Below are 20,849 nucleotides of genomic sequence, written 5' to 3' on the forward strand. Positions count from 1 at the left end.
CGGCTGGCTGGCCGGCACCAACGCCGCCCGCCTGGCCCAAGGTCTGGAGCCGATCAACCTGCCGGCCACCACCATGAGCGGCGCCCTGACCCACTTCATCGCCGAGGCCCCCAGCGAGAAGTTCCAGCCAATGCCCCCCAACTTCGGCCTACTGCCCGAACTCCCGGAGCGCATCCGCGACAAGCGCCGCCGCTACGGCGCGTACCGCGACCGGGCCCTGGAGGATCTGGCGCCCTTCTGCGAGAAGGCCCTAGTCGCCGCCTAGGGTCCAAGCTGCTTCCGCCAGTCCCGCCGTGACCAAGCCCTCCTGGGACGTGATCGTGATCGGCTCGGGCATTGGCGGCCTGGTGACCGCCTCCCAGCTGGCGGCCAAGGGCGCCAAGACCCTGGTGCTGGAGCGCTACTTGATCCCCGGGGGATCGGGAGGCAGCTTCCGCCGCGAGGGCTACACCTTTGATGTGGGCGCCTCGATGATTTTTGGCTTCGGCGAGAAGGGCCACACGAATCTGCTGACCCGGGCCCTAGGCGATGTGGGCCAGCACTGCGAGACGGTGCCGGATCCAGCCCAGCTCGAATACCACCTACCGGGCGGCCTGAACGTCGCGGTGGACCGGGACTACGAGGCCTTCATCGCCCGCCTCACGGGCCTCTTCCCCCACGAGGCCAAGGGCATCCGCGCCTTCTATGACACCTGCTGGCAGGTGTTCAACTGTCTCGATGCGATGCCGCTGCTCTCGCTCGAGGACCCGGCCTACCTGGCCAAGGTCTTCTTCAAGGCGCCCCTGGCCTGCCTGGGGCTGGCCCGCTGGCTGCCCTTCAACGTCGGAGATGTGGCCCGCCAGCACATCAAGGACGAGCAGCTGCTGAAGCTGATCGACATGGAGTGCTTCTGCTGGAGCGTGATGCCGGCCGACCTCACGCCGATGATCAACGCCGGCATGGTCTTCTCCGATCGCCATGCCGGCGGCATCAACTACCCCAAGGGAGGCGTTGGGGTGATCGCCGAGAAACTGGTGGCCGGCCTCGAGAGCCATGGCGGCGCGATTCGCTACAAGACCCGCGTCACCGAGGTGCTGATCGAGAACGGCCAGGCCGTGGGCGTGAAGCTGGCCGATGGCGAGACGATCCAGGCCCGCCGCGTGGTGAGCAATGCCACCCGCTGGGACACCTTTGCCGGCGAGGGCTCGGTGCGCCAACCCCTGGTGGATGCCGCCCACACCCCCAAGGCCGAGCGCACCTGGCGCCGCCGCTACAAACCCTCCCCCTCCTTCCTCTCCCTGCATCTGGGGGTCGACGCCTCGCTCATTCCCGAGGGCTTCCACTGCCACCACCTGCTGCTGGAGGACTGGGCGGCGATGGAGGACGAGCAGGGGGTGATCTTCGTCTCGATCCCGACCCTGCTGGATCCCTCCCTGGCCCCCGAGGGCCGGCACATCGTCCACACCTTCACCCCAAGCGACATCCAGGCCTGGAAGGACCTGAGCCCGAGCGCCTACAAGGCCAAGAAGAGCGCCGATGCGGCCCGGCTGGTGCAACGACTGGAAGCAATCCTGCCGGGTCTGGCCGGCGCGATCCGCCACCAGGAGATCGGCACGCCCCGCACCCACCGCCGCTTCCTCGGGCGCATGGGCGGCAGCTACGGCCCGATCCCGGCCCTGCGCCTGCCGGGCCTGCTGCCGATGCCCTTCAACCGCACGGGGCTGCAGAACCTTTACTGCGTCGGCGATTCCTGCTTCCCCGGCCAGGGGCTGAATGCCGTGGCCTTCAGCGGCTTCGCCTGCGCCCACCGCATCGGCGCGGACCTGGGCCTGAACCCCTGGGCCCTGCCGGACTAGGCCAAGAGCCGCCAGTCCTGGGGGGCCAGCTGGCCGCCATCGGGCAGTGCCAACGCTGAATCCCGGCTGCGGTTGAGCACCAGCCGCCGCCGATTGGCCCCGCTGCCGCGGATCAGCAGCAACCCATCCTCACCAAGGAGCTCCAGCTCCAGTTCAGCCGAGCGCAGGGCGGAGTGCTCCCGGCGCATCTGGGCCAGAGCAGCGATGAAATCGCCCAAGACCAGGGGCGCCCCCCAGGGGAAGGCCTCACGGCAGGCCGGTTCCTCGCCGCCCGCGAGGCCAGCCTCGGTGCCGTAATAGAGCGAGGGCACCCCAGGCAGGGCAAAGAGCAGCACCAGGGCCAGCTTCAGGGCCGCCAGGTCCCCCTGGAGCATGTGCAGCGCCCGCGGCACGTCATGGCTGTCCAGCAGGTTGAGCTGAGCGCAGTTCACCTCGGGCCGGTACCAACCCAAGGTCTCGAGCAGCAGCGCGCGATAGCGCTCGCCGCTGAGGCATTGGTAGGGAATCGCCTCGCGGTGATGGCCTGGCGCCAGGTCCCCGGCAGCGGCCCAGCCGAGGCTGCCCCAGGCGATCCGGTAATTCATCACCCCATCGAAGTGCTGACCGCCGAGCCACTGGCGTGCCTCACCCCAGATCTCGCCAACGATCCAGGCCTCGGGGTTGGCCGCGCGCACCTCCCGCCGAAACTCCAGCCAGAAGCTCGGCTCCACCTCATCGGGAACGTCCAGGCGCCAGCCGTCGATCCCGCGCTCGATCCAGTGGCGACCAACCGCCAGCAGGTGCTCACGCACCTGGGGATTGGCGTGGTTGAACTTGGGCAGGGCCGGATCAGACCACCAGGCGTGGTAGCCGCAGGACTCCCCCGCGGCGGGATAGGGCCTCAGAGGCCAGTGCTCGCTAATGAACCAGTCGCGGTAGGGCGAGGCCGGCCCGTTCTCCAGCAGGTGATGGAAGGCCCAGAAACCCCGGCCGCAGTGGTTGAAGACCCCATCGAGCAGCAGGCGCATACCCCGGCGCTTGAGTTCGGCCAGCAGCGCCGCAAAGGCCGGCTCACCGCCCAGCAGTGGATCGACCTGGAAATAGTCGTAGGCGTGATAGCGGTGATTGGCCGCCGAGCTGAAGATCGGGTTGAGATAGAGGCAGCTGACCCCCAGACCCTGCAGATGGTCCAGGCGATCGAGCACGCCCCAGAGGTCACCCCCTTGAAAGGCATGGGGATCGGGCGCAGAGCCCCAGGGCGCCAGCAGCAGGCCGCTCTGCTGGGGCGAGCGCCCACTGCGGCAGAAACGATCCGGAAAGATCTGGTAGACGACAGCCTCAGCGGCCCAGGCCGGCGGCAGGCAGAAACCCGAACTCGCAGATGCAGAGGCCATCTCCATAGGGTGGCCCCTCTTGACGCAAGCTGCCGAGATGCCGACTTCCGAGGAGCTGGCCCGCTACCTCGAGCAGCGGGGCGAACTCTCCAAACCCTGGATGCTGCAGCTGCTGCGGCTGACCAAGCTGAAGGAGGCCAAGGACACGATGAACCCCGAGGAGTACGAGCAGAAACTCCACGAGGCCCACGCCGATCTGATGCGCCTGGGTGAGTTCTGGAAGGGACGCGAGCAGGAGGTCTTCGGCGGGCGCTACCAACCCTCGACTGTGATCGAACCGCTCCCCGGCTCCCCCGAGGACCGATGAGCGACCAGCGCTACCCGATGGCGCCGCTGATTCGCTTCACGCTGGTCAGCCTCTATCTGGCCCTGGTCTTCCCCCTGCCCTGGATGGCCCCGGCCAACCTCCAGCCCTGGCTGATCGCGGCCCTGCCCCTGGGGCTGCTGCTGGTCTGGGCCCTGGTGAGCGAGGAGGTCAGCCTGGGCGAAGGCGGCCTGCAGGTGGGCTACCCCCGCTGGTGCTCCTGGCTGCTGCGCCGCGGTTGGTCCCTGACCTGGGAGCAGGTCAAGGGCCTAACGCCTGTGGCCACGAGCCAGGGGGGCCGCGTCTTCTACGTCAGAACGGAGGACGGCTCGGCCTATCTGCTCCCCCAACGGGTGCAAGCCTTCGAGGAGTTCCTGGGCCGCTTCAGCGAGCGGACGGGCCTGGACACCAGCTCCATCGGCCGGATCAGCCCCCCTTGGACCTATCAGCTCCTGGCGGGGCTCTGCCTGGCGATGCTGATGTTTGAGGCGATGGTGGGCTGGGCCCTGCTCAGCGGGCGATGGGTGCTCCCGTCAGCGGCGCTGAGCTGAGGCCATCGGAGGGAATGGTGTCCAGGCTGAAGCGGTAACCCTGCTGGCGCACGGTCTCGATGCCACCGCCCTCGCCCAGACCGGCCTGCTCCAACTTGCGCCGCAGGGTGAGCACCTGGGTGTCGACCGAACGGGGGCCACCACTGAAGGGGGGCCAGGCCATGCGCAGCAGTTCGCTGCGGCTGCGGATGATGCCCGGGGGCATAAGCAGGGCGCAGAGCAGGGCGAATTCCCGGGGGCTGAGCTCAACGGGCTGATCCCGCAGGGTCACCTGGCGCAGCAGGACATGCACCTCGAGCGGACCGACGCAGACCCGCTCCTGCAGACCCGTGCCACTGCGGCGCAGCAGCAACCGACAGCGGGCGGCCAGTTCCTCCAGGCCAAAGGGCTTGCGCAGGACATCATCGGCACCGGCATCGAGCAGGGAGACCACAGGTTCTGAGCCGGAGCGGGCCGTGAGCACCATCACCGGACAGCGCAGCTGACCGGCCAGCTTCAGGGCTGAGGTTTCCTCCAGCAGTTCGGCGGCAACAAGCAGGTCGGGGGTGAGGTCCTCACAGAGGGCAATGGCCTCAGAGGCGGTGGAGACAGCGGCGGTGAGGTGACCGTCCTGCCGCAGTCGCTGGGCCAGAACGGTGCGCAGGGTGGGGTGAGGATCCACCACCAGAACCCGTTTCAGATTCGATTCAGGACTTGGAGGTGTGGAGGACACGCCCTTCTCCTTGATTCTCTCTACGCTATCGGTAATTTCAGAGGCACATCGGTATCAGGCACTGCTTGATATCTGGCCACCGGGTCGAGGCCCTCTTCCCGAACCATGAACGGACTGCAGCACCCAGAAGCCATTCGCCATTTCCAGTCCCTCTGCGATGCCTGCCAGTCCCTGGCGGATCGCTACCACGGGCCCTCGGAACTGCGGCTCTACGCCGATGGATATCTGCATGCCCTGCGGCGCTCGGCCCTCCTGGACCCCCTGGCCCAGCGCCGCCTTGAGGAGGTCGTGGACCGCTGGATCATGGATCCCTCCAGCTTCATCGGCCCCAATGGCGACATGAGCACCCTCTACGAGACTGGCCGCAACTAGGCAAAAAAAGGGGCCCTCAGGCCCCTTGGAGATCTCAGCTGGCGAGGGCAATCGCGAGCTTTTCCTTGAGTTCCCCGGAGTTGTACATCTCGATCAGGATGTCGGAGCCGCCGATGAACTCCCCGTTGACATAGACCTGGGGAATGGTCGGCCACTCGGAGTACTCCTTGATGCCCTGACGGATCTCCATGTCGGAGAGCACGTCAAAGGTCTCGAAGGGAACGGCCATGGCGTTGAGGATCTGCACCACGTTGTTGCTGAAGCCGCACTGGGGCATCAACTTGCTGCCCTTCATGAAAACGAAGATCGGGCTGCTGCCCACCAACTGATCGAGGCGCTGCTTGAGGGCGGAATCCATGGGACGAATCGTGAAATCAGGAGGGGGTTGAGGTCTGCAGGGCGAGGGCGTGGATCGCCTCGCTGGCCAGCTCCGAGCGCAGGGCGCCGTAGACCAGCTGGTGCTGCTTGATCCGGCTGAGTCCCTCAAACGCCGAGGAGACCACCTTCACCTGCAGGTGGTCTCCGCCGCCGGTGAGATCTTCCACCTCAACGCAGGCATCGGGAAGGGCGACGCCAATGGCGGCCTTCACCTGGTCGGGATGAACCATGACCTCAGATCAGTGAGCTTGGGACTGTAAGAAGACAGACTGCGGAATCAGTTGCCCGCGGCCGAACCACCGGCGAAGGGGGTGGTGACGAAGCCCAGCTCCAGCAGGCTCTGATAGGCCTTCTGACCCATGGGGTTGGCCGGGGTGGTGATCTGAACCACTTCCACCAACAGGGGGACGGCAGCGGCGGGCTGGTTCATCCGGCGCAGCAGCGCCGCCAGCCGCAGGTCGATCTTGGCCTGCAGCTCGAGGGCCTCCCGGCCTTTGGCATCCATCTCCCGGGGGATCCGGGCATCGAGGCCGCGGAAGGAACCGCTGAGGCTGCGATAAAAGCGGGTCAGGTTCTGGGCGCCTTCACGGGCCGAGTCGTAGTCGGCTTTGGCCTGCTCCAGATTGCCGGCAGCCGCAGCGGCATCACCGGCCGCCACCTTGGCCTCGATGGCGCTGAGGTTCAGACCCGAGCTGGGGGAAGCCAGGACCTTTTGGGCGTCCTGAGCCAGGGCGGATTGCGAGACCAGACCAGGGACAACCGCCGCCAGGGCGGAGAGGCTGAAGGCGGCGAGTTGCCGGCGCACAGGAGCACTTGCGAATTGGGGCAACTCTACGGGCGTTGCAAAGGGCGCCCAACCGCCTGGAGCGCCAGCGCCTCAGCAGCCTGAAGCTTCTCCGTCAGATCCAGCGTCAGGGCCTTGATCTGCTCCCGTTCCCCGCCGGCCAGACGCAGGGGTTGACCGAAGCAGAGGGCAGCCTGATCGCCAAAGCGGGGCTTGGCATGGCCATAGGCAATCCCGACGGGCACCACCTGAACCGCCACCCCCTGGCCTTCCGCCAGGGCCGTCAGCCGCGCCAGCCCAGGCATCAGCCGCATGGCTGGATCGTCCTGGTTGATCTTCCCCTCCGGGAACATCACCAATTGATTGCCGCTCTCCAGCAGATCGACGGCAAAGCGCAGGGAGGCGGCGGCCGGCTTGCGCGGATTCACCGGGAAGCAGCCCAGGCGATGCAGGAACCAGCCCTGCAGACCGGTCATCTCATCGCTGGTGACCATGAAGCGGCAGTCCCGTCCGCTCACCCGGCGCCCGGCGGCATAGGGGAGCATCAGCGCATCCCAGCGGGAGCGGTGGGTCGGCGCCAGCAGCACCGGCCCCTCATGGGGCAAGTTTTCGCGGCCAAGGACCCTCAGGCCACCACCAAAAAATCCCTTCAGGGCAACGTCCTGGGTGAGCACCATCGCCACCGGCGCCAGCCAGGGGTTGATGCCGTTGCAGAGACTCTTTTCCCGTTCCGTCAGGACCACCGATGCCGTGCCTGCCGCCGCCATCGGACTGAACACCCTGACCTGAAGTCCCGGCAACCTAAGGGCGATCCCCTTCCGAAAGCCCCTCAAGCAGGCAGTTGATCGAGCGGGCCTGGCGGCGCCATCCATAGGATCCGCCTAGCAGCAGCGATTGCCATGGCGAGCCTTGGCGTCAACATCGATCACATCGCCAATGTGCGCCAGGCCCGCCGCACGGTTGAGCCCGACCCGGTGAGCTACGCCCTGCTGGCCGAGCTCGGCGGCGCCGATGGCATCACCGTGCACCTGCGGGAGGACCGGCGCCACATCCAGGACCGCGATGTGGAGTTGTTGCGTCAGGTGGTGCGCAGCCGCCTGAACCTGGAGATGGCCGCGACCGCCGAGATGGAGGCCATCGCCCTGCGGATCAAGCCCGACATGGTCACCCTCGTGCCGGAGAAGCGCGAGGAGGTCACCACAGAAGGGGGGCTGGATGTGGCATCGCAGCTCACCACAATCAAAGGAATCTCGGGTCGTCTCCAGGACGCCGGCATCGGCGTCAGCCTGTTTGTCGATGCCGAGGCCAGCCAGCTGGAGGCCTGCCAGGCCAGCGGCGCCCGCTGGGTGGAACTGCACACCGGCACCTATGCCGAGGCGAACTGGCAGCAGCAGGCCAAGGAACTGGCGCGCATCACCGAGGGCACTTTCATTGCCCGCAGCCTGGGCCTGCGGGTCAACGCTGGCCATGGCCTGACCTACCAAAACGTGGAGCCGATCGCCGCCATCGAGGGCATGGAGGAGCTCAACATCGGTCACACCATCGTCGCCCGGGCCCTCGCAGTGGGCCTGGAGGAGGCCGTGCGGCAGATGAAGGCTTTGGTCCAGAATCCCCGCCGGGAACCCCTCTTCGGCAGCACCAGTTCATGACCCAGTACCACTTCGTGGCCGCCAGTGAGGCCTTCCTCACCGTGGAGGAGCCCCTCGATGAGGTGCTGCGCGAGCGTGTCCGTAATTACGGCGAGCAGGGCAAAGCCATCGACTTCTGGCTGGTGAAGCGCCCCGCCTTCCTCCAAGCCCCCGAGCTCAAAGCCATTGCCGAGCAGGTCCCCCAGCCCGCCGCCGCGGTGGTCTCCACCGATCCGAAGTTCATCGACTTCATGAAGCTGCGTCTGGAGTTTGTGGCCAAGGGCAGCTTTGAGGCGCCCTCCAGCTCCATCCCCGACGCCCTGGCCAGCGCCGCCTGAGCTCAGAAGAGACCGAGGAACTTCTTGCGGGGCTCATCCCCATCGGATCGGCCCTGCGCTCCGTCCTGCTGGTAGCGGGGCTTGGCATCACCAATGGTGAGCACCGCTTCTTTGTTCTTCCACCAGATCCAGTCGCGGATCGGCGGGGTACGGGTGAGTTCCGCCTGGGTCAGCCCCAGACCCAACTTGGAGGAGGCGTTGAGGAGCACCTCCACCATCTCGTCGCCGTTGGCGCACTTGGCCAGAGCTTCATTGGTGCGCTTCGCCCCATCGAGCGCTTTCACCAGAATCTCCACCCGCCGACCCACCGAGAGGCTGCGCGGATCAACCGGCTTGGAGCTCTCCGGGGTCTGGCTATCCATCCAGAGGGGCGTGGTTAAGGGGACGTTATCCCGTTTTCACCCTCTGCGAGGGGATGCGCAAAAGGGGCTGACAGATCGTCAAGGCTCCAGCCAAAGTGGGAGATATGACGACCGTCAGTCGCAAAGCCCGCCACTGGGTCATCGGTGATGTGCATGGCTGCTCGGGGTCCCTCGAGAGCCTGCTCGTCGAATTGCCTGCTGGTGACCGTCTGATTTTTTGCGGCGACGCCATCAACCGCGGCCCCGACACCCCCGCGACGATGGATCGCATCTGGGGCCTGGTGGAGAGCGGCCGCGCCATCTGGCTTCGGGGCAACCACGAGCAGGATCTGATCGAGGCCCTGCGCAGCGATGACGGCGCCAACAAACAGGCCGGCGCCGAGACACGCCGTCAACTCGGCAGCGACGGTTGCGCCCTTTGGCTGAAACGCCTGGAGCAGCTGCCCCTGGCCTACTGGGGCGAAGGTTGGGTGGCCACCCATGCCGGCTTCAACCCCAGCACCTGGCAACCGGATCTACGGGTGCGCATGGGGTTTTGGGAGCAGTACGACGGACGCTTTGGCGATGTGGTGATCGGCCACACCCCCGGCCCGAACGTCCGCCGCCTGCCCAACATCGTCATGGTGGACACCGGCGCCTGCTACGGCGGCGACCTCAGCGCCTACTGCCCCGAGAGCCGCGAGGTGGTGTCAGTTCCGGGTCTTGCCCATAGCCTGCAGTCGCCCAGCCTGAGCCCCGTCTGAGCCTTGCTCACGGTCTACCGCAGCAATCGCGCTGAGCTGCTGGCTCGCGTCCTGGCCACCAACCTGCAATTGCATCCGCCGGGGCTGCTCGAGGAGGCCCAGGTGGTGGTGAACACCTGGCCCACCAGCCGCTGGCTGGGGGAGCAACTGGCCCTGGCCAACCCCGCCGGCATTGCGGCGAACCTGCGCTTTCCCTTCCCCAGCAGCCTGCTGCGGCAGTTGGTCAACCAATGGCTGGAGGACGCCCCACCGCAGAGCGGCCCCGATCCCTGGCGCGCCCAGAACCTGGTCTGGCCGTTGTTGGAGTTGCTGCCGGAGCTGTTGCAAAGCCCAACGGCTCAGCCCCTGCGCCAATGGCTGGCCGTTCGCTCCTCCGGACTGGACCGACTCGATCAGGCCCTCTGGCAATTGGCGCGAGCGATTGCCGATGCCATCGACGACTACGGCCTCTATCGCCCGGCGATGCTCGAAGCCTGGCTGAGCGAGCAACCCCAGACGCTGCCGGAGGGGTTGCAGTGGCAGCCGGAGTTGCTGCGCCGTTTGGTCGAACGCCTGGGCTGTCTGCCCTTTGGCGTGCGGGCACGGCAGCTGATTCGCCGGCTCGAGGCCGGCTGGAGACCGGAGCTGACCAGCGCGCAACCGCTGCGGCTCTTCGGCTTAAGCAGCCTGGCCCCGGTGCAGGTGGAACTGCTGCAGGCCCTCTCGGCGGTGCGCCAAGTCGAGCTCTACATGCTCACCCCCTGCCGCGATCTCTGGCAGCGCAGCGGCCCGGCGGCCCTGAGTGATCCCCTGGCGGCGGACTGGTTGCTGAGCGTGCCGAGCCTGGAGGCCCGCTTTGGCCGGCTTGGGGCGGAATTTCAGCAGTTGCTCGAGGGAACCGGCGAGAGCCAACTGGGCCAATGGCAGGAGGGGGATCTGTTCTTTGCCCCCGCCACCGTCGCCCGACACGAGCAACGGGAACCGTCCCTTCTGGAGCAACTGCAGGAGCAGCTGGTCTGCGGCGAACCGGAGGCCGATCAACCCCTGCATCGGGACCCGCAGGATCGCTCCCTGGAATTCCACGCCTGCCCGGGCCGGCTGCGCCAACTCCAGGTGGTGCGCGATCAGATCCTGCAGCTGCTGGCCGCGGACCCCGGCCTCGAGCCGCGGGACATCCTGGTGATGACGCCCCAGGTGGAGGCCTTCGCCCCGCTAGTACCGGCGGTCTTCGGTGATGCCGAGGCCACCGGGGTGCGCCTGCCTTGGCGTCTGACGGACCGCAGCCAACAGAGCGAGGCGGGGATTGCCCAAGGACTGCTCACCCTGCTGCAACTCGGCGGCGAACGCCTGACGGCCAGTGCCCTGGAGAACGTGCTCTGCTGCGGGCCCCTGCTGGCGGCCCAACAGCTCGAAGCCGGCGACGCCGGCGAGCTCACGGCCCTGCTGCAGCGGGCGGGGTTCCGCTGGGGACTGGATGGACGAGACCGGGGCGGGGACCCCAGCCACAGCCTCGGTTGGGCGATCGATCGGCTCGTGCTGGGCCTGGTGCTCCCAGATCTCCCGGGCCTCGCCCTCGGGGAGACCGCACCGATGGCCCTGGGCGGCAGCCTCGAGCAGCAGGGCCGCTGGATTGGCCTGTTGCGGCAATTGCTCAGCAGCCTGCGCTGGTTCGCCCAAGCGCGGCGGGTGCCGGAGTGGGTGGAGGGCCTACGGGAGCAGCTGCCCCTGCTCTTTGGCGATGGGGGGAGCTGGGCTTGGGAGCTGCAGACGATCCATGCGGCCCTGGCGGATTGGCAGGCGGTGGCCGGCGAGAGCCCCCTGGAGCTCGCCGCTCCGGTGGTGGCCGATGTCCTGGCGGAGCGCCTGAGCGAGGGCAGCGGCCGCTTTGGGCACCGCTCTGGGGCCCTGACCATCAGCGCCCTGGAGCCGATGCGCGCGATTCCGCACCGGGTGGTGGTGCTGATGGGGCTGGATGCCGGGGCCTTCCCCCGCCAGCGCCAACGACCTGGCTTCCATCTGATGGAGCACCGCCGCGAGCTGGGCGATCCCAACAGCGGCGACCAGGACCGCTACGTCCTGCTGGAGGCCCTGCTCTCAGCGCGCCAGCACCTGCTGCTCAGTTGGAGCTGCCGCGATGAACGCACCGGAGAAACCCTGGAAGCCTCCACACCGGTGCGGCAGTGGTTGGAGTTGCTGGCCCAACAGCTCGGCAGCAGCGCCGTCCCCCTGCGGGAGCACGCCGCCAATGCCCTGGAGCGCAGCAACTTCCTCGCCATGGCTCCCTGGCCGGCGGCGAGTTGCGACCAACGCCTCCTACAGGTGCGACAACAGCTCGAGCAGGGCGAGCTCCGCTGTCAGCAGGGGCTGGCCTTCAGCACCCCGCCACCGGCGCCGCCGCTCCCCCAGACCACTCCGGCCGAGGCCTGGAGCGATCTACAGCGCTGGATCCAGGCCCCCCAGGGCCTCTGGCTGGAGCAACTGGGCATTCGCCCGAAGGAATTCGATCAGCCGGTGCTCGATCTCGAAGCCCTGCAACTGGGGGAGCGGGAGCGCTCCAGCCTGCTGCGCCGCGAATGGGACGAGGAGCCCGGGGCTGCGAGCCCCGATTGGCGCGAACGGGAACGGGGCCGGGGCCTGCTGCCCCCCCTGGCCGCCGGAGCCCTGGAGGTGGAGCAGTTGGAGCAGCGCTGGCAGAGCCTGAGCAGCTGCCTGGAGCTGCTGGGGGAGCCGGAGCAGCAGCCGGTGCAATGGCAGGGCTATGCCGCGGAGTTGAGCAGCCGCGGCGGCCAGTTGGTGCTGGTCCACACCGCCAAACCCCGCACCCCCCAACGCCTGCAGCTCTGGCTGGAGTGCCTGCTGGCGGCGGCCGCAGGCCTAAACCTGCAGGGGGCCTCCTTGGTGGGCCGCGACCGCCATCGTTTCCGGGTGCTGGAGCGCTTTGAGGCCCCTGACCCCAAACAAGCAAGCACCCTGCTGGAGCAACTGCAGAGCTGGCGCGAGGCGCACCGCAGGGACTGCTGGGGGTTACCGCCGGAAACCGGCTGGGCCTACGCCAGCGCCGAGACCAGCAAACCGGGCCAGGGGCGCGGTTGGGCCAAAGCCAAGGAGATCTGGGAAGGGGGCTATCAACTGCGGGCCGAGCGGGACGATCCGGTGCAGCGGGTCTGCTTTGGCTCGGACCTGCCCCTGGGGGACCTGCTCACAGCGGAGCTGCAGAGCCTGGCCCTGACGCTGCATGGGCCGCTGCTGGAGCGCCGCCAGGAGGTCAAGCCATGACCCTGGCCGCCTTTGACGCCAACGGCTTCAGCCTGGCGCCGGGGATCCGGCTGCTGGAGGCCAGCGCCGGCACCGGCAAAACCTTTGCCCTGGCTCACCTGGTGCTGCGTGCGCTGAGCGAGGGACGGCGCCCGCTCGAGGTCGAGGAGTTGCTGGTGGTGACCTTCACCGATGCCGCCGCCGCCGAACTGCGGGACCGCATTGCCCGCCGCCTGCAGGAGGCCCTGGTCCTGCTCGATCGCGCCAACCCCGAGGCCGACGAACCGCTGCAGCAGTGGCGCTCAGCCCTGCTGGCCGATCAGGTGATGGCGATCAAGGGCCGCTTGCTCTTGGCCCTGGAGCGGCTGGATCGCGCCGACATCACCACCATCCATGGCTTCTGCCGCCGCACCCTGCAGCGCCACGCCCTCGAGGCCGGCCTCGGCCCGGAAGTCGCCCTGGAGAGCCAGGGGCGCGAGCGGAGACAACAGCTGGTCCATGACTACTGGCAGCAGCAGGTGCTTCCCCTGCCGCCCCATCTGCTGGCGGGCCTGCAGAGCCAACAGGTCAACCCCGAGCAGCTGGTGAACCTGCTGGGCAGCCTCGATGGCGACCCGGCCCTGCAGCTCGCCCCCCTGCCCGAGGGCTGGAGCACTGAGCTGACCCTGGCGGAGCAACTCGCTCCCCATTGGAGCCGCGTATGGCAGCAGTTCCAGGCGGAGTGGGAGGCCCGCAGCGAGGCCCTCGAGGAGGAGTTCGCCGCGGCCGCGGTGGAGCTCAAGAGCCTGGGGGTCAAGTACGCCCCCTACCGGCTCAAGGCCAAACCCGACCGCCTGAACCGCGTTCAGACCTGGCTCTCCCAGCTGGAGGCACCAGCCGGCTATGACGCCCTGCTCCAGCAGGAGGACCTCAAGAAGTACTTCCACCCGGGCCCCTTCACCAAGGCGGCGGCCCCGGCCCACGGCGATCAGGTCTCCTTGCCCCAGGCCCCCCTGCTCCAGGCCGTCGCCGCGGTGGTGGAGGGGCCCGCCGAGCTGGCCCTGCTGCACTTCTGCCACTGGGGGCGCACCGAGCTGCAACGCCGCCGGGAGCGCAGCGGTGAGATCAGCTTCGGTCAACTGCTCGAGCAACTCGATCCGGGCCCGGAGCCCCGCGAGCCCTCGCCCCTGCTGCAGGCCGTCTCCCGCCGCTACCGGGCCGCCCTGATCGATGAGTTTCAAGACACCGACCCGATCCAGTGGCGGATCCTCAAGTGGGCCTTTGCCCAGGAGCCCAGCCGGCACCTGCTGGTGATGGTGGGCGACCCCAAGCAGGCGATCTACCGCTTCCGGGGCGGGGAGCTGCAGACCTACCGCCAGGCGGCCGCCGAGGCCGATGGCCGCTTTGGCCTGTTCGAGAACCGCCGCTCGAGCGCAGCACTGGTGGCGGGCCTGAACGCCTTGATGCAACCCGGGTTAATCCAGAGCGCACTGGAGGTGCCCCAGGTGCTGGCCAAGGCCAACAAGGGACAGCTGGAGTGCCCAGGCAACCCAGCGCCGCTGCAGCTGCTGGAACTGGATCCAAGCCAGGGGCTCGAGGCCCAGGTGGCCGGTCTCTGCCAGGACCTGCTGAGCCAAGGGCTCCTGCTTAACGGCCGGCCGATCGACCCGGGCGACCTCTGTCTGCTGGTCAGCCGCCACGAGCAGGCTGAGGCCCTGCGGGCCGCCCTGGAGCGACGGCAGATCCCAAGCCGTCTGGTCAGCCGCGGCGATGTCTTTGAAAGCCTCGGGGCCAGTGCTCTGCAGCGTTTCCTCGATGCCCTGGCACAACCCGGCCAACTGGGGCGCTTGAAATTACTGGCGGCCTCGGCCCTGCTGGGCTGGTCCGCCGCCGAGATCGAGGCCAGCAGCTCGGCCCAGTGGGATCAGCTCGCGGCCGAATTGAGCACCCTGGCGGAACGTCTACCCAAACTCGGATTAACCGCGGCCTTGGCTCACCTGCAGGGGACCGAGGGCCTGGCACGGCTCTCCCTACGAGGCCGGGCCCTGGCGGATGTGCAGCAGGCCGCCGAGCTGGTGCAGGAGCAGATGCACCGCCAGGGCCTGGGGGCCCAGGCGGCCGCGGACTGGCTCAGGCGGCTGCGCCTCGAGGAGAACCGGGACACCCCCCGAGGCCCATCTCTGCCGCAGCGATGCCGCTGAAGCCGCCATCGCCGTGGTGACCGTGCACCGCAGCAAGGGATTGGAGTACCCCCTGGTGATCTGCCCCTACCTCTGGAAGGGCAGCAGCAAAGCCAGCAAGCGCCTGGGCCGGCGCTGGAGCTCCGGCGGGCAACCCCAATTGGACCTGCACCTCAATCCCCACTGGGGCGTGGGCCGGCTCGCCGCCCAACAGGACCAGCAGGCACAGATCGCTGAGGCGGAACGGCTGGCCTATGTCGCCTGCACCCGCGCCCAACACCTGCTGGTACTGGGCTGGCCCGGAGCGGATCAGGCCGACCCCGGCAACCCCCTGGGCAGCTGGTTAAACGAGCGCGAGACGGAGCTACCGCTGGAGCGGATCCAGGCGTCTGCAGAGATCCACCAGCCATGGCGGCCGGAGCCCGCCGAGGGAGTGCTGAGCCTGGGCCCCCGTCCCAAGCGCTCCCTCGACAGCAGTTGGGGCAGGGCCAGCTACTCCGCCTGGGCCCACTCCCAGGTGAGCCTGCCGCCGGAGCAGCAGGAGGAGGGCCGTGACACCGATGCCTTGGGCGATGGCTTTGCGCAAGCCCTGTTGGAGGAGGGCAACGCAGCCCAGCCGACGACGTCCTGGCCCGAGCTGGGCCCCCTCGCCCATTTCCCCCGGGGTTCGGGTCCTGGCGATGCCCTGCACCGCATCCTCGAGCGCCTCGACTACGGCGCCGTGGCCCGCGGGGAACGGCAGGAAGCCGATGCGGTAATCGAGCAGGAACTGCAGCGGGCCGGCCTGGGGGGGCCGTCGTGCGAAGGCCTCTTCGAAGGGCTGCAGCAACTGATGCTCACGCCCCTGGGCGGTCCCCTGGGCGCCTGCCGGCTGGGGGACCTGAAGGCCGGTTCTTGGCTCAATGAGATGAACTTCGACCTCCCCTTAGCGACCGGAGAAGGCGAGGTCCGTCTGGTGCGCAGCAGCGGCCTGGCCCAGGCCTTCGCCAGTCACCCCGGCGGCCGCTTTGGAGGGAGCTATGCCAAAACGCTGCAGACCCTGGAGGTGGCCAGCCGGGGCTTCCTGACCGGCTCGATCGACCTGCTCTTCTGCTGGGAGGGCCGCTGGTGGGTGACGGACTGGAAAAGCAATTGGCTCGGTCAGCGCGATCGTCTCGGCAACGTCACCCATTGCGGCCCCAACGACTACTTAGAGCCGGCGATGGAGACCCTGATGGCGAGCAGCCACTACCCGCTGCAGGCCCACCTGTACCTGGTGGCCTTGCACCGCTACCTGCTCTGGCGGCTGCCGAACTACGACCCCGCCCAACACCTGGGGGGCTACGCCTACGTCTTCCTGCGGGGGGTACCCGGCCCCACCCCCGATCCCACTGCCCCCACACCAGGGGTGCTGGTGGATCAACCCAGCCTCGATCGGGTCCTCGCCCTCGATGCCCTGCTGCGGGAGGGCCAACCATGAGCACCCTGAGCGCCGCAGTGCTCGACAGCCTCCAGCGGCTGCTGCCGCCCCAGCGCGGCAGTGCCCTGCTGCAGCCCATGGTGCAGGCCTTAATCGAGGCACTCGAACAAGGCGCGCTGGGGCTTGATCTACGGAGCCCGCAGCCCGATGGAGTCCCCCCTGAGGCCTGGCCCGCTGCTGCGGTCTCGGCCCTGGAGGAGGCCGGCTGGCTCGCGGGCCCGGAAGCACCAATCGTTCAAGACGGACTGGTGCTGCGCTGGAGACGCTGGCATGAGCAACTCCAGCAGTGCCTCAGCGCCCTGGAGCAACGCGCCCAACGCCGGCGCCCCCTGCAGGAAAGCGAGCAGAAAGCGGCCCTGGCCGCGGCGGCGCAAGCGGGCCTGGACCCCCGCCAATGCCAAGCCGTCTCAGCGGCCCTGGGCCAGGACCTGGTGCTGCTCACCGGCGGCCCGGGCACCGGCAAGACCTCGACTGTCGTGCAGATGTTGGCCGCCTGCCTGCGCCAGACACCATCACTGCGGATTCACCTGGCGGCACCAACGGGGAAAGCTGCAGCCCGCCTGGCGAGCTCCGTCAGTCACGGCAGCCAGGGTCTCGATCCAACGCTTCAGAGCCTCCCCAGCAGCACCCTGCACCGTCTGCTGGAGGCCCAGGGGGAGCTGCGCTTTGGCCGCAATCGCCGCCATCCCCTGGAGCTCGATCTGCTGGTTGTCGATGAACTGTCGATGGTGGATTTGCCGCTGATGGCGGCTCTGCTGGAGGCCTTACCGGCGGAGGCGCGACTGCTGCTCGTCGGCGACGCCAACCAACTGCCGCCCGTTGGAACTGGAGCTGTACTGGAAGAGCTCTGCCGGCCGGAGCGACTCAGCCTGCTGGGGGCAGCCGCCGTCGAATTGCGCACCACCTACCGCAACGACGGCGCGATCGCCGAGCTGGCCGAGCAACTCCGGCAACAGCCGAATGCAGTGCAGGGGGACCTGCTCGCCGCCCTGCAACCCAGCCTCCAGGCCCTGACCGCCAGCGACAACGTGAGCTGGCTCGAGGCCTCCAGCCGCAGCCTGCCAACACCCCTGCTGGAGGCGCTGCAACAGCACGCCGCGGCCCTGCGTCAACGCTGCCAAGCCCTGGAGTGGCAAGGGGGAAGACCCAGCAGCGAACAAAGCGCCGCCCTGCTGGCCCAACTGGAGGAACTGGTGGTGCTCAGTCCCCTCCGCCTCGGGCCCTGGGGGGTGGAGGCGGTGCACCGCGCCCTGCTGGGCGACCTCGCCAAAAGCGGTCCCCTGCACTGGCCCCCAGGCACCCCAGTCCTGAATCGCCTCAACCGCGCCGACCAAGGCCTTGCCAATGGCGACATCGGCGTCGTCGTTCAACACCACTCCGAGCGCCGGGTCTTGATGCCGGGCCAGCGGCTCCTGCACCCGGCGCAGCTCAGTGGAGCGGAGCCGGCCTTTGCGCTGACGGTGCATAAGTCCCAAGGCAGCCAATACAGAACCGTGCTGTTCCTGCTGCCGGCGAACCGGGCTCTGGATCCGCGCCTGATCTACACCGGCCTGACCCGCGCGCAACGGCAGGCCACCTTGATCACACCGGTAGGCGCAGCCAAGAAACCGACCTAGCCTGCGCCCATGGCGGAGCCAGGCATCGTTCAGCGGCCTTGGGGCTGGTTCGAAACCATCGGTTCCGGTGATGGCTACTTGGTGAAACGGCTCTGCATCCAGGCCGGCCACCGCCTCAGCCTGCAGCGCCACCAACACCGGCTGGAGCACTGGATCGTGGTCAGTGGTTCCGGTCAGCTGGAATGCGATGGAACCTCAATTGAGGCGGAAGCCGGCACCACCCTGCTGGTGCCATGCGGTGCAGTGCACCGGGCTGCCGCAAGGGATGAGAACCTGCTGATCGTTGAAGTCCAGCGCGGCGAACACCTCAGCGAAGAGGACATTGAGCGCCTTGCTGACGACTACCAAAGGGTCAAGTGTTAGGTTGATTCTTCACCCTTTGTGAAGGGCAAGGCAGTTTCTTCAACGGGTGTCTGCCGGCCTGTCGACGAAGGATTCAGGCCCAGACCAACTTTGACCAATACCTCTCTCGAGAGCGCTACCAGCTCTGTGGATCTCAGCGCGCTCGATTTGGCTAGCAGCCAGGACAGCGCCCCGAGCGAAAGCATCGAAATCACCACGGCAGAACCCAGTCAGAAGACTGGATTTGCAGCGTTTGGCTTCTCTCCCGAAATCCTCGAGGCCCTCGAGGAGATCGGCTACAGCGAACCCTCCCCGATCCAAGCGGCCGCCATCCCCGAGCTGATGCTCGGCCGCGACCTGGTGGGCCAAGCCCAGACCGGTACGGGCAAAACCGCCGCCTTCGCCCTGCCGATGCTGGCGGCTCTGGATGAGACCCAACGCACCCCCCAGGTGCTGGTGCTGACTCCCACCCGCGAGCTGGCCATCCAGGTGGCTGACTCTTTTAAGAGCTATGCCACCAAGCTGCCCCATCTGCGGGTGCTGCCGGTCTATGGCGGATCGGACTTCCGCGATCAAATCCACAAGCTCAAGCGCGGGGTTCAGGTCGTGGTCGGCACCCCTGGCCGGGTGATGGATCACATGCGCCAGGGCACCCTCGATGTCTCCGGGCTGCGCAGCCTGGTGCTGGACGAGGCCGACGAGATGCTGCGCATGGGCTTCATCGACGACGTCGAGTGGGTCCTGAGCCAACTGCCTGAGAAGCGTCAGGTCGTCCTCTTCTCGGCCACGATGCCCAGCGAGATCCGTCGGATCTCCCATCAGTACCTCAACAGCCCCGCTGAGATCACGATCAAGACCAAAGGGTCGGATTCCAGCCGCATTCAGCAGCGCTTCATCACCGTCAACGGTCCGATGAAGCTCGAGGCCCTGAGCCGGGTGCTCGAGGCCGAGACCAAAGAAGGCGTCATCATCTTTGCCCGCACCAAGGCGATCACGGTCACCGTGGCCGAAGCCTTGGAAGCCAAGGGCTATGGCGTCGCGGTCCTCAACGGTGATGTGGCCCAGAGCCAACGGGAGCGCACGATTGAGCGCCTGAAGAACGGCACCGTGGATGTGCTGGTTGCCACCGATGTGGCGGCCCGCGGCCTGGATGTGGACCGGATCAGCTTGGTCATTAACTACGACATCCCCTTCGACTCCGAGGCCTACGTCCACCGCATCGGCCGCACCGGCCGTGCTGGCCGCACCGGCAACGCGATCCTGTTCGTGACGCCGCGCGAGCGCCGCTTCATCACCGGGCTTGAGCGCGCCGTGGGTCGCCCCATCGAACCGATGGAGATCCCCACCAACGCGAGCATCAACCAGAGCCGCCTGGATCGCCTGCGCGAGCGCCTGAGCGAAACCGTGAAAGGGCTCAACAGCGAAGAGACCAGCAACCTCAGCGAACAGCAGGCCCTGCTCTCAGAAATCATCAAGCGGGTCGGCCAGGAAAGCGAGGTCGCCCCAGAGCAACTGGCCTTGGCAGCCCTACAGATGGCCGTCGGCGATCAGCCCCTGCTGGTCCATGACGATGAGAACTGGATCCGCCAGCAGCCCCAGTCCCGTGATGGACGCCGCAACGACCGCTTCGGCGATCGTGACCGCGGTCCCCGCAACGCCCCCGGAGCCCGCCGCGGCCCCCGCGAGCAATCGGGTCCTCCGGAAGATCACATGGATCGCTTCCGGATCGAGGTGGGCTGGCGCGACCGGATCAAGCCCGGAAACATCGTCGGTGCCATTGCCAACGAGTCCGGCCTAAACGGCCGCAGCATTGGCCGGATTCAAATCTTTGACAGCCACAGCCTGGTGGACCTGCCCAAGGGCATGCCCGAGGACGTCTTCCACAACTTGAAGCGTCTAAAAGTCTTGAATCGCGAACTTCAGATCTCTCGCGTTCAGGGCTAGCTCAAGCCCGCAGGCGGGCCTCAGGCACAGAGGCCCGTCACCGATTCAGTGGAGAGCGCGGTCAGCTCAGCCAGGCCCATGCGCTCCACGGCAACGACCAAAGACGGCTGCACCTCTTCGGTTTCGATCGCCACAAGGGTCTGAAACAGATCAAAGCGATCCTGGGGGGCGAGCTCCCCGGTCTTGCTCCAAGCCAAACTCCAGGGCACAGGTGCCGTCATCAGGCGCTCCCGATAGCGGGTGTTCATTTGCTGACAATGGGACATTAATCGGGGATCAACCCGTTTCTTTTGATTCCCTTCGGTCTTGCTTTAAGCCTCGTTACCGCCCAGACCCAAAGAAATCACTGGGACCTCGGAGCTGTAGGCTAACCCTGATTCCCAAAGCTTCCAGGCTCCAAACGGAACCCCACAGCATCAACGAATCAGTTTTCAGGTTCCGTCTAAGGAATGACCATTTACGTTGGAAACCTCTCGTTCCAAGCTGAACAAGAGGATTTGCTTGACCTGTTCAGCCAGTACGGCGAGGTCAGCAAGTGCAGCCTGCCTCTCGATCGTGAGACTGGCCGCAAGCGCGGCTTCGCTTTCGTCGAAATGGCGAACGATGCTGACGAACAGAAAGCCATCGACGATCTTCAGAACGTCGAGTGGATGGGTCGCATGATCCGCGTCAACAAAGCAACCCCCCGTGAAGGCGGCGGCGGTGGCGGCGGTCG

General features: G+C 67.3%; 22 protein-coding genes and 1 pseudogene. 15 read left to right on the top strand and 8 right to left on the bottom strand.

Annotated features, from left to right (window positions below):
* Positions 1 to 265: pseudogene (gene gid / locus CB0205_RS14890) on the top strand (methylenetetrahydrofolate--tRNA-(uracil(54)-C(5))-methyltransferase (FADH(2)-oxidizing) TrmFO); the annotation flags it as partial.
* Positions 266 to 293: 28 nt separating this feature from the next.
* Entirely contained in the window at positions 294 to 1,835 is a 1,542-nt protein-coding gene (gene crtH, locus CB0205_RS0112570; protein ID WP_010317817.1) for a carotenoid isomerase, read from the top strand.
* Here the strand turns inward: crtH and CB0205_RS14895 are convergent.
* Positions 1,832 to 3,214 (bottom strand): alpha-amylase family glycosyl hydrolase, encoded by a 1,383-nt coding sequence (locus tag CB0205_RS14895; protein WP_010317818.1) that lies wholly within the window; start codon positions 3,212 to 3,214, stop codon positions 1,832 to 1,834. The genes crtH and CB0205_RS14895 overlap by 4 nt on opposite strands.
* 31 nt (positions 3,215 to 3,245) lie before the next feature.
* On the opposite strand from CB0205_RS14895, the gene CB0205_RS0112580 reads away from it, so the two are divergent.
* Together CB0205_RS0112580 and CB0205_RS0112585 are read left to right on the top strand one after the other, a co-directional pair.
* A complete protein-coding gene (locus tag CB0205_RS0112580) occupies positions 3,246 to 3,515 on the top strand; it encodes a hypothetical protein (protein WP_043706152.1) in 270 nt (89 codons plus the stop codon).
* Positions 3,512 to 4,063 (top strand): hypothetical protein, encoded by a 552-nt coding sequence (locus CB0205_RS0112585; protein ID WP_010317820.1) that lies wholly within the window; start codon positions 3,512 to 3,514, stop codon positions 4,061 to 4,063. Before CB0205_RS0112580 ends, CB0205_RS0112585 begins: the two co-directional genes overlap by 4 nt.
* On the opposite strand, the gene CB0205_RS0112590 is transcribed toward CB0205_RS0112585, so the two are convergent.
* Positions 4,023 to 4,790, bottom strand: coding sequence for a winged helix-turn-helix domain-containing protein (locus CB0205_RS0112590; protein ID WP_043706145.1), 768 nt, complete (start codon positions 4,788 to 4,790; stop codon positions 4,023 to 4,025). The genes CB0205_RS0112585 and CB0205_RS0112590 overlap by 41 nt on opposite strands.
* 90 nt (positions 4,791 to 4,880) lie before the next feature.
* Between CB0205_RS0112590 and CB0205_RS0112595 the strand changes: the two genes are divergently transcribed.
* Positions 4,881 to 5,147: a DUF6761 family protein gene (locus CB0205_RS0112595; RefSeq protein ID WP_010317822.1), complete on the top strand. Its 267-nt coding sequence runs from the start codon at positions 4,881 to 4,883 to the stop codon at positions 5,145 to 5,147.
* A 34-nt stretch (positions 5,148 to 5,181) separates the two neighbouring features.
* Here CB0205_RS0112595 and grxD read toward each other — a convergent pair whose 3' ends face one another.
* The 4 genes from grxD to CB0205_RS0112615 are packed head-to-tail and all read right to left on the bottom strand — an operon-like array spanning position 5,182 to position 7,076.
* Positions 5,182 to 5,505, bottom strand: coding sequence for a Grx4 family monothiol glutaredoxin (grxD, locus tag CB0205_RS0112600; RefSeq protein ID WP_010317823.1), 324 nt, complete (start codon positions 5,503 to 5,505; stop codon positions 5,182 to 5,184).
* A 16-nt stretch (positions 5,506 to 5,521) separates the two neighbouring features.
* Positions 5,522 to 5,755, bottom strand: a complete 234-nt coding sequence (locus tag CB0205_RS0112605) for a BolA family protein (RefSeq protein ID WP_010317824.1) — start codon at positions 5,753 to 5,755, stop codon at positions 5,522 to 5,524.
* Positions 5,756 to 5,802: 47 nt separating this feature from the next.
* Complete coding sequence (locus tag CB0205_RS0112610) at positions 5,803 to 6,330, bottom strand: hypothetical protein (protein WP_043706155.1); 528 nt, start codon at positions 6,328 to 6,330, stop codon at positions 5,803 to 5,805.
* 26 nt (positions 6,331 to 6,356) lie between these two features.
* Complete coding sequence (locus tag CB0205_RS0112615) at positions 6,357 to 7,076, bottom strand: 1-acyl-sn-glycerol-3-phosphate acyltransferase (protein WP_010317826.1); 720 nt, start codon at positions 7,074 to 7,076, stop codon at positions 6,357 to 6,359.
* Positions 7,077 to 7,208: 132 nt separating this feature from the next.
* Here CB0205_RS0112615 and CB0205_RS0112620 point away from each other — a divergent pair, with 132 nt between their 5' ends.
* Both CB0205_RS0112620 and CB0205_RS0112625 read left to right on the top strand, forming a co-directional pair.
* A complete protein-coding gene (locus CB0205_RS0112620) occupies positions 7,209 to 7,958 on the top strand; it encodes a pyridoxine 5'-phosphate synthase (protein WP_010317827.1) in 750 nt (249 codons plus the stop codon).
* Positions 7,955 to 8,275 (top strand): MgPME-cyclase complex family protein, encoded by a 321-nt coding sequence (locus CB0205_RS0112625; RefSeq protein ID WP_010317828.1) that lies wholly within the window; start codon positions 7,955 to 7,957, stop codon positions 8,273 to 8,275. The genes CB0205_RS0112620 and CB0205_RS0112625 overlap by 4 nt, the downstream gene beginning before the upstream one ends.
* Positions 8,276 to 8,277: 2 nt before the next feature.
* Here CB0205_RS0112625 and CB0205_RS0112630 read toward each other — a convergent pair whose 3' ends face one another.
* Positions 8,278 to 8,637, bottom strand: a complete 360-nt coding sequence (locus tag CB0205_RS0112630) for a hypothetical protein (protein ID WP_010317829.1) — start codon at positions 8,635 to 8,637, stop codon at positions 8,278 to 8,280.
* A gap of 104 nt (positions 8,638 to 8,741) precedes the next feature.
* Here CB0205_RS0112630 and CB0205_RS0112635 point away from each other — a divergent pair, with 104 nt between their 5' ends.
* The 7 genes from CB0205_RS0112635 (at position 8,742) to CB0205_RS0112660 (ending at position 20,134) form a co-directional block, all read left to right on the top strand.
* Positions 8,742 to 9,380 carry a metallophosphoesterase gene (locus CB0205_RS0112635; protein WP_010317830.1) on the top strand — a complete coding sequence of 213 codons (639 nt, stop codon included), beginning with the start codon at positions 8,742 to 8,744 and terminating at the stop codon, positions 9,378 to 9,380.
* Positions 9,381 to 9,383: 3 nt separating this feature from the next.
* Positions 9,384 to 12,635: an exodeoxyribonuclease V subunit gamma gene (locus CB0205_RS0112640; protein ID WP_010317831.1), complete on the top strand. Its 3,252-nt coding sequence runs from the start codon at positions 9,384 to 9,386 to the stop codon at positions 12,633 to 12,635.
* Entirely contained in the window at positions 12,632 to 14,794 is a 2,163-nt protein-coding gene (locus CB0205_RS16565) for an exodeoxyribonuclease V subunit beta (RefSeq protein WP_050778494.1), read from the top strand. Before CB0205_RS0112640 ends, CB0205_RS16565 begins: the two co-directional genes overlap by 4 nt.
* Positions 14,795 to 14,807: 13 nt before the next feature.
* Complete coding sequence (locus CB0205_RS16570; protein ID WP_050778495.1) at positions 14,808 to 16,232, top strand: 3'-5' exonuclease; 1,425 nt, start codon at positions 14,808 to 14,810, stop codon at positions 16,230 to 16,232.
* Entirely contained in the window at positions 16,229 to 17,848 is a 1,620-nt protein-coding gene (recD, locus tag CB0205_RS0112650) for an exodeoxyribonuclease V subunit alpha (RefSeq protein ID WP_010317832.1), read from the top strand. The genes CB0205_RS16570 and recD overlap by 4 nt, the downstream gene beginning before the upstream one ends.
* Positions 17,849 to 17,857: 9 nt before the next feature.
* On the top strand, positions 17,858 to 18,211 hold the full coding sequence (locus CB0205_RS0112655; protein ID WP_010317833.1) for a phosphomannose isomerase type II C-terminal cupin domain: 354 nt from the start codon (positions 17,858 to 17,860) through the stop codon (positions 18,209 to 18,211).
* A gap of 126 nt (positions 18,212 to 18,337) precedes the next feature.
* Positions 18,338 to 20,134 (top strand): DEAD/DEAH box helicase, encoded by a 1,797-nt coding sequence (locus CB0205_RS0112660; RefSeq protein ID WP_010317834.1) that lies wholly within the window; start codon positions 18,338 to 18,340, stop codon positions 20,132 to 20,134.
* A 20-nt stretch (positions 20,135 to 20,154) separates the two neighbouring features.
* Here CB0205_RS0112660 and CB0205_RS0112665 read toward each other — a convergent pair whose 3' ends face one another.
* The gene (locus CB0205_RS0112665) at positions 20,155 to 20,382 is read right to left on the bottom strand and encodes a hypothetical protein (RefSeq protein WP_010317835.1); all 228 of its coding nucleotides are present in this window, start codon (positions 20,380 to 20,382) and stop codon (positions 20,155 to 20,157) included.
* Positions 20,383 to 20,583: 201 nt separating this feature from the next.
* On the opposite strand from CB0205_RS0112665, the gene CB0205_RS0112670 reads away from it, so the two are divergent.
* Positions 20,584 to 20,849: RNA-binding protein RbpD (locus CB0205_RS0112670; protein ID WP_010317836.1), on the top strand; the 266-nt coding region annotated here is incomplete at its 3' end.

Source organism: Synechococcus sp. CB0205 (assembly GCF_000179255.1).
Classification (GTDB): domain Bacteria; phylum Cyanobacteriota; class Cyanobacteriia; order PCC-6307; family Cyanobiaceae; genus Vulcanococcus.

Bases quoted from the DNA above. Each gene is read 5' to 3' on its own strand.
- CB0205_RS0112615 (WP_010317826.1), bottom strand. From the start codon at position 7,076: ATGGCGGCGGCAGGCACGGCATCGGTGGTCCTGACGGAACGGGAAAAG.
- CB0205_RS0112635 (WP_010317830.1), top strand. From the start codon at position 8,742: ATGACGACCGTCAGTCGCAAAGCCCGCCACTGGGTCATCGGTGATGTG.
- grxD (WP_010317823.1), bottom strand. From the start codon at position 5,505: ATGGATTCCGCCCTCAAGCAGCGCCTCGATCAGTTGGTGGGCAGCAGC.
- CB0205_RS0112620 (WP_010317827.1), top strand. From the start codon at position 7,209: ATGGCGAGCCTTGGCGTCAACATCGATCACATCGCCAATGTGCGCCAG.
- CB0205_RS0112625 (WP_010317828.1), top strand. From the start codon at position 7,955: ATGACCCAGTACCACTTCGTGGCCGCCAGTGAGGCCTTCCTCACCGTG.
- recD (WP_010317832.1), top strand. From the start codon at position 16,229: ATGAGCACCCTGAGCGCCGCAGTGCTCGACAGCCTCCAGCGGCTGCTG.
- CB0205_RS0112655 (WP_010317833.1), top strand. From the start codon at position 17,858: ATGGCGGAGCCAGGCATCGTTCAGCGGCCTTGGGGCTGGTTCGAAACC.
- CB0205_RS0112585 (WP_010317820.1), top strand. From the start codon at position 3,512: ATGAGCGACCAGCGCTACCCGATGGCGCCGCTGATTCGCTTCACGCTG.
- CB0205_RS0112665 (WP_010317835.1), bottom strand. From the start codon at position 20,382: ATGAACACCCGCTATCGGGAGCGCCTGATGACGGCACCTGTGCCCTGG.
- CB0205_RS16565 (WP_050778494.1), top strand. From the start codon at position 12,632: ATGACCCTGGCCGCCTTTGACGCCAACGGCTTCAGCCTGGCGCCGGGG.
- CB0205_RS0112580 (WP_043706152.1), top strand. From the start codon at position 3,246: ATGCCGACTTCCGAGGAGCTGGCCCGCTACCTCGAGCAGCGGGGCGAA.
- CB0205_RS0112630 (WP_010317829.1), bottom strand. From the start codon at position 8,637: ATGGATAGCCAGACCCCGGAGAGCTCCAAGCCGGTTGATCCGCGCAGC.
- CB0205_RS14895 (WP_010317818.1), bottom strand. From the start codon at position 3,214: ATGGAGATGGCCTCTGCATCTGCGAGTTCGGGTTTCTGCCTGCCGCCG.
- CB0205_RS0112605 (WP_010317824.1), bottom strand. From the start codon at position 5,755: ATGGTTCATCCCGACCAGGTGAAGGCCGCCATTGGCGTCGCCCTTCCC.
- CB0205_RS0112595 (WP_010317822.1), top strand. From the start codon at position 4,881: ATGAACGGACTGCAGCACCCAGAAGCCATTCGCCATTTCCAGTCCCTC.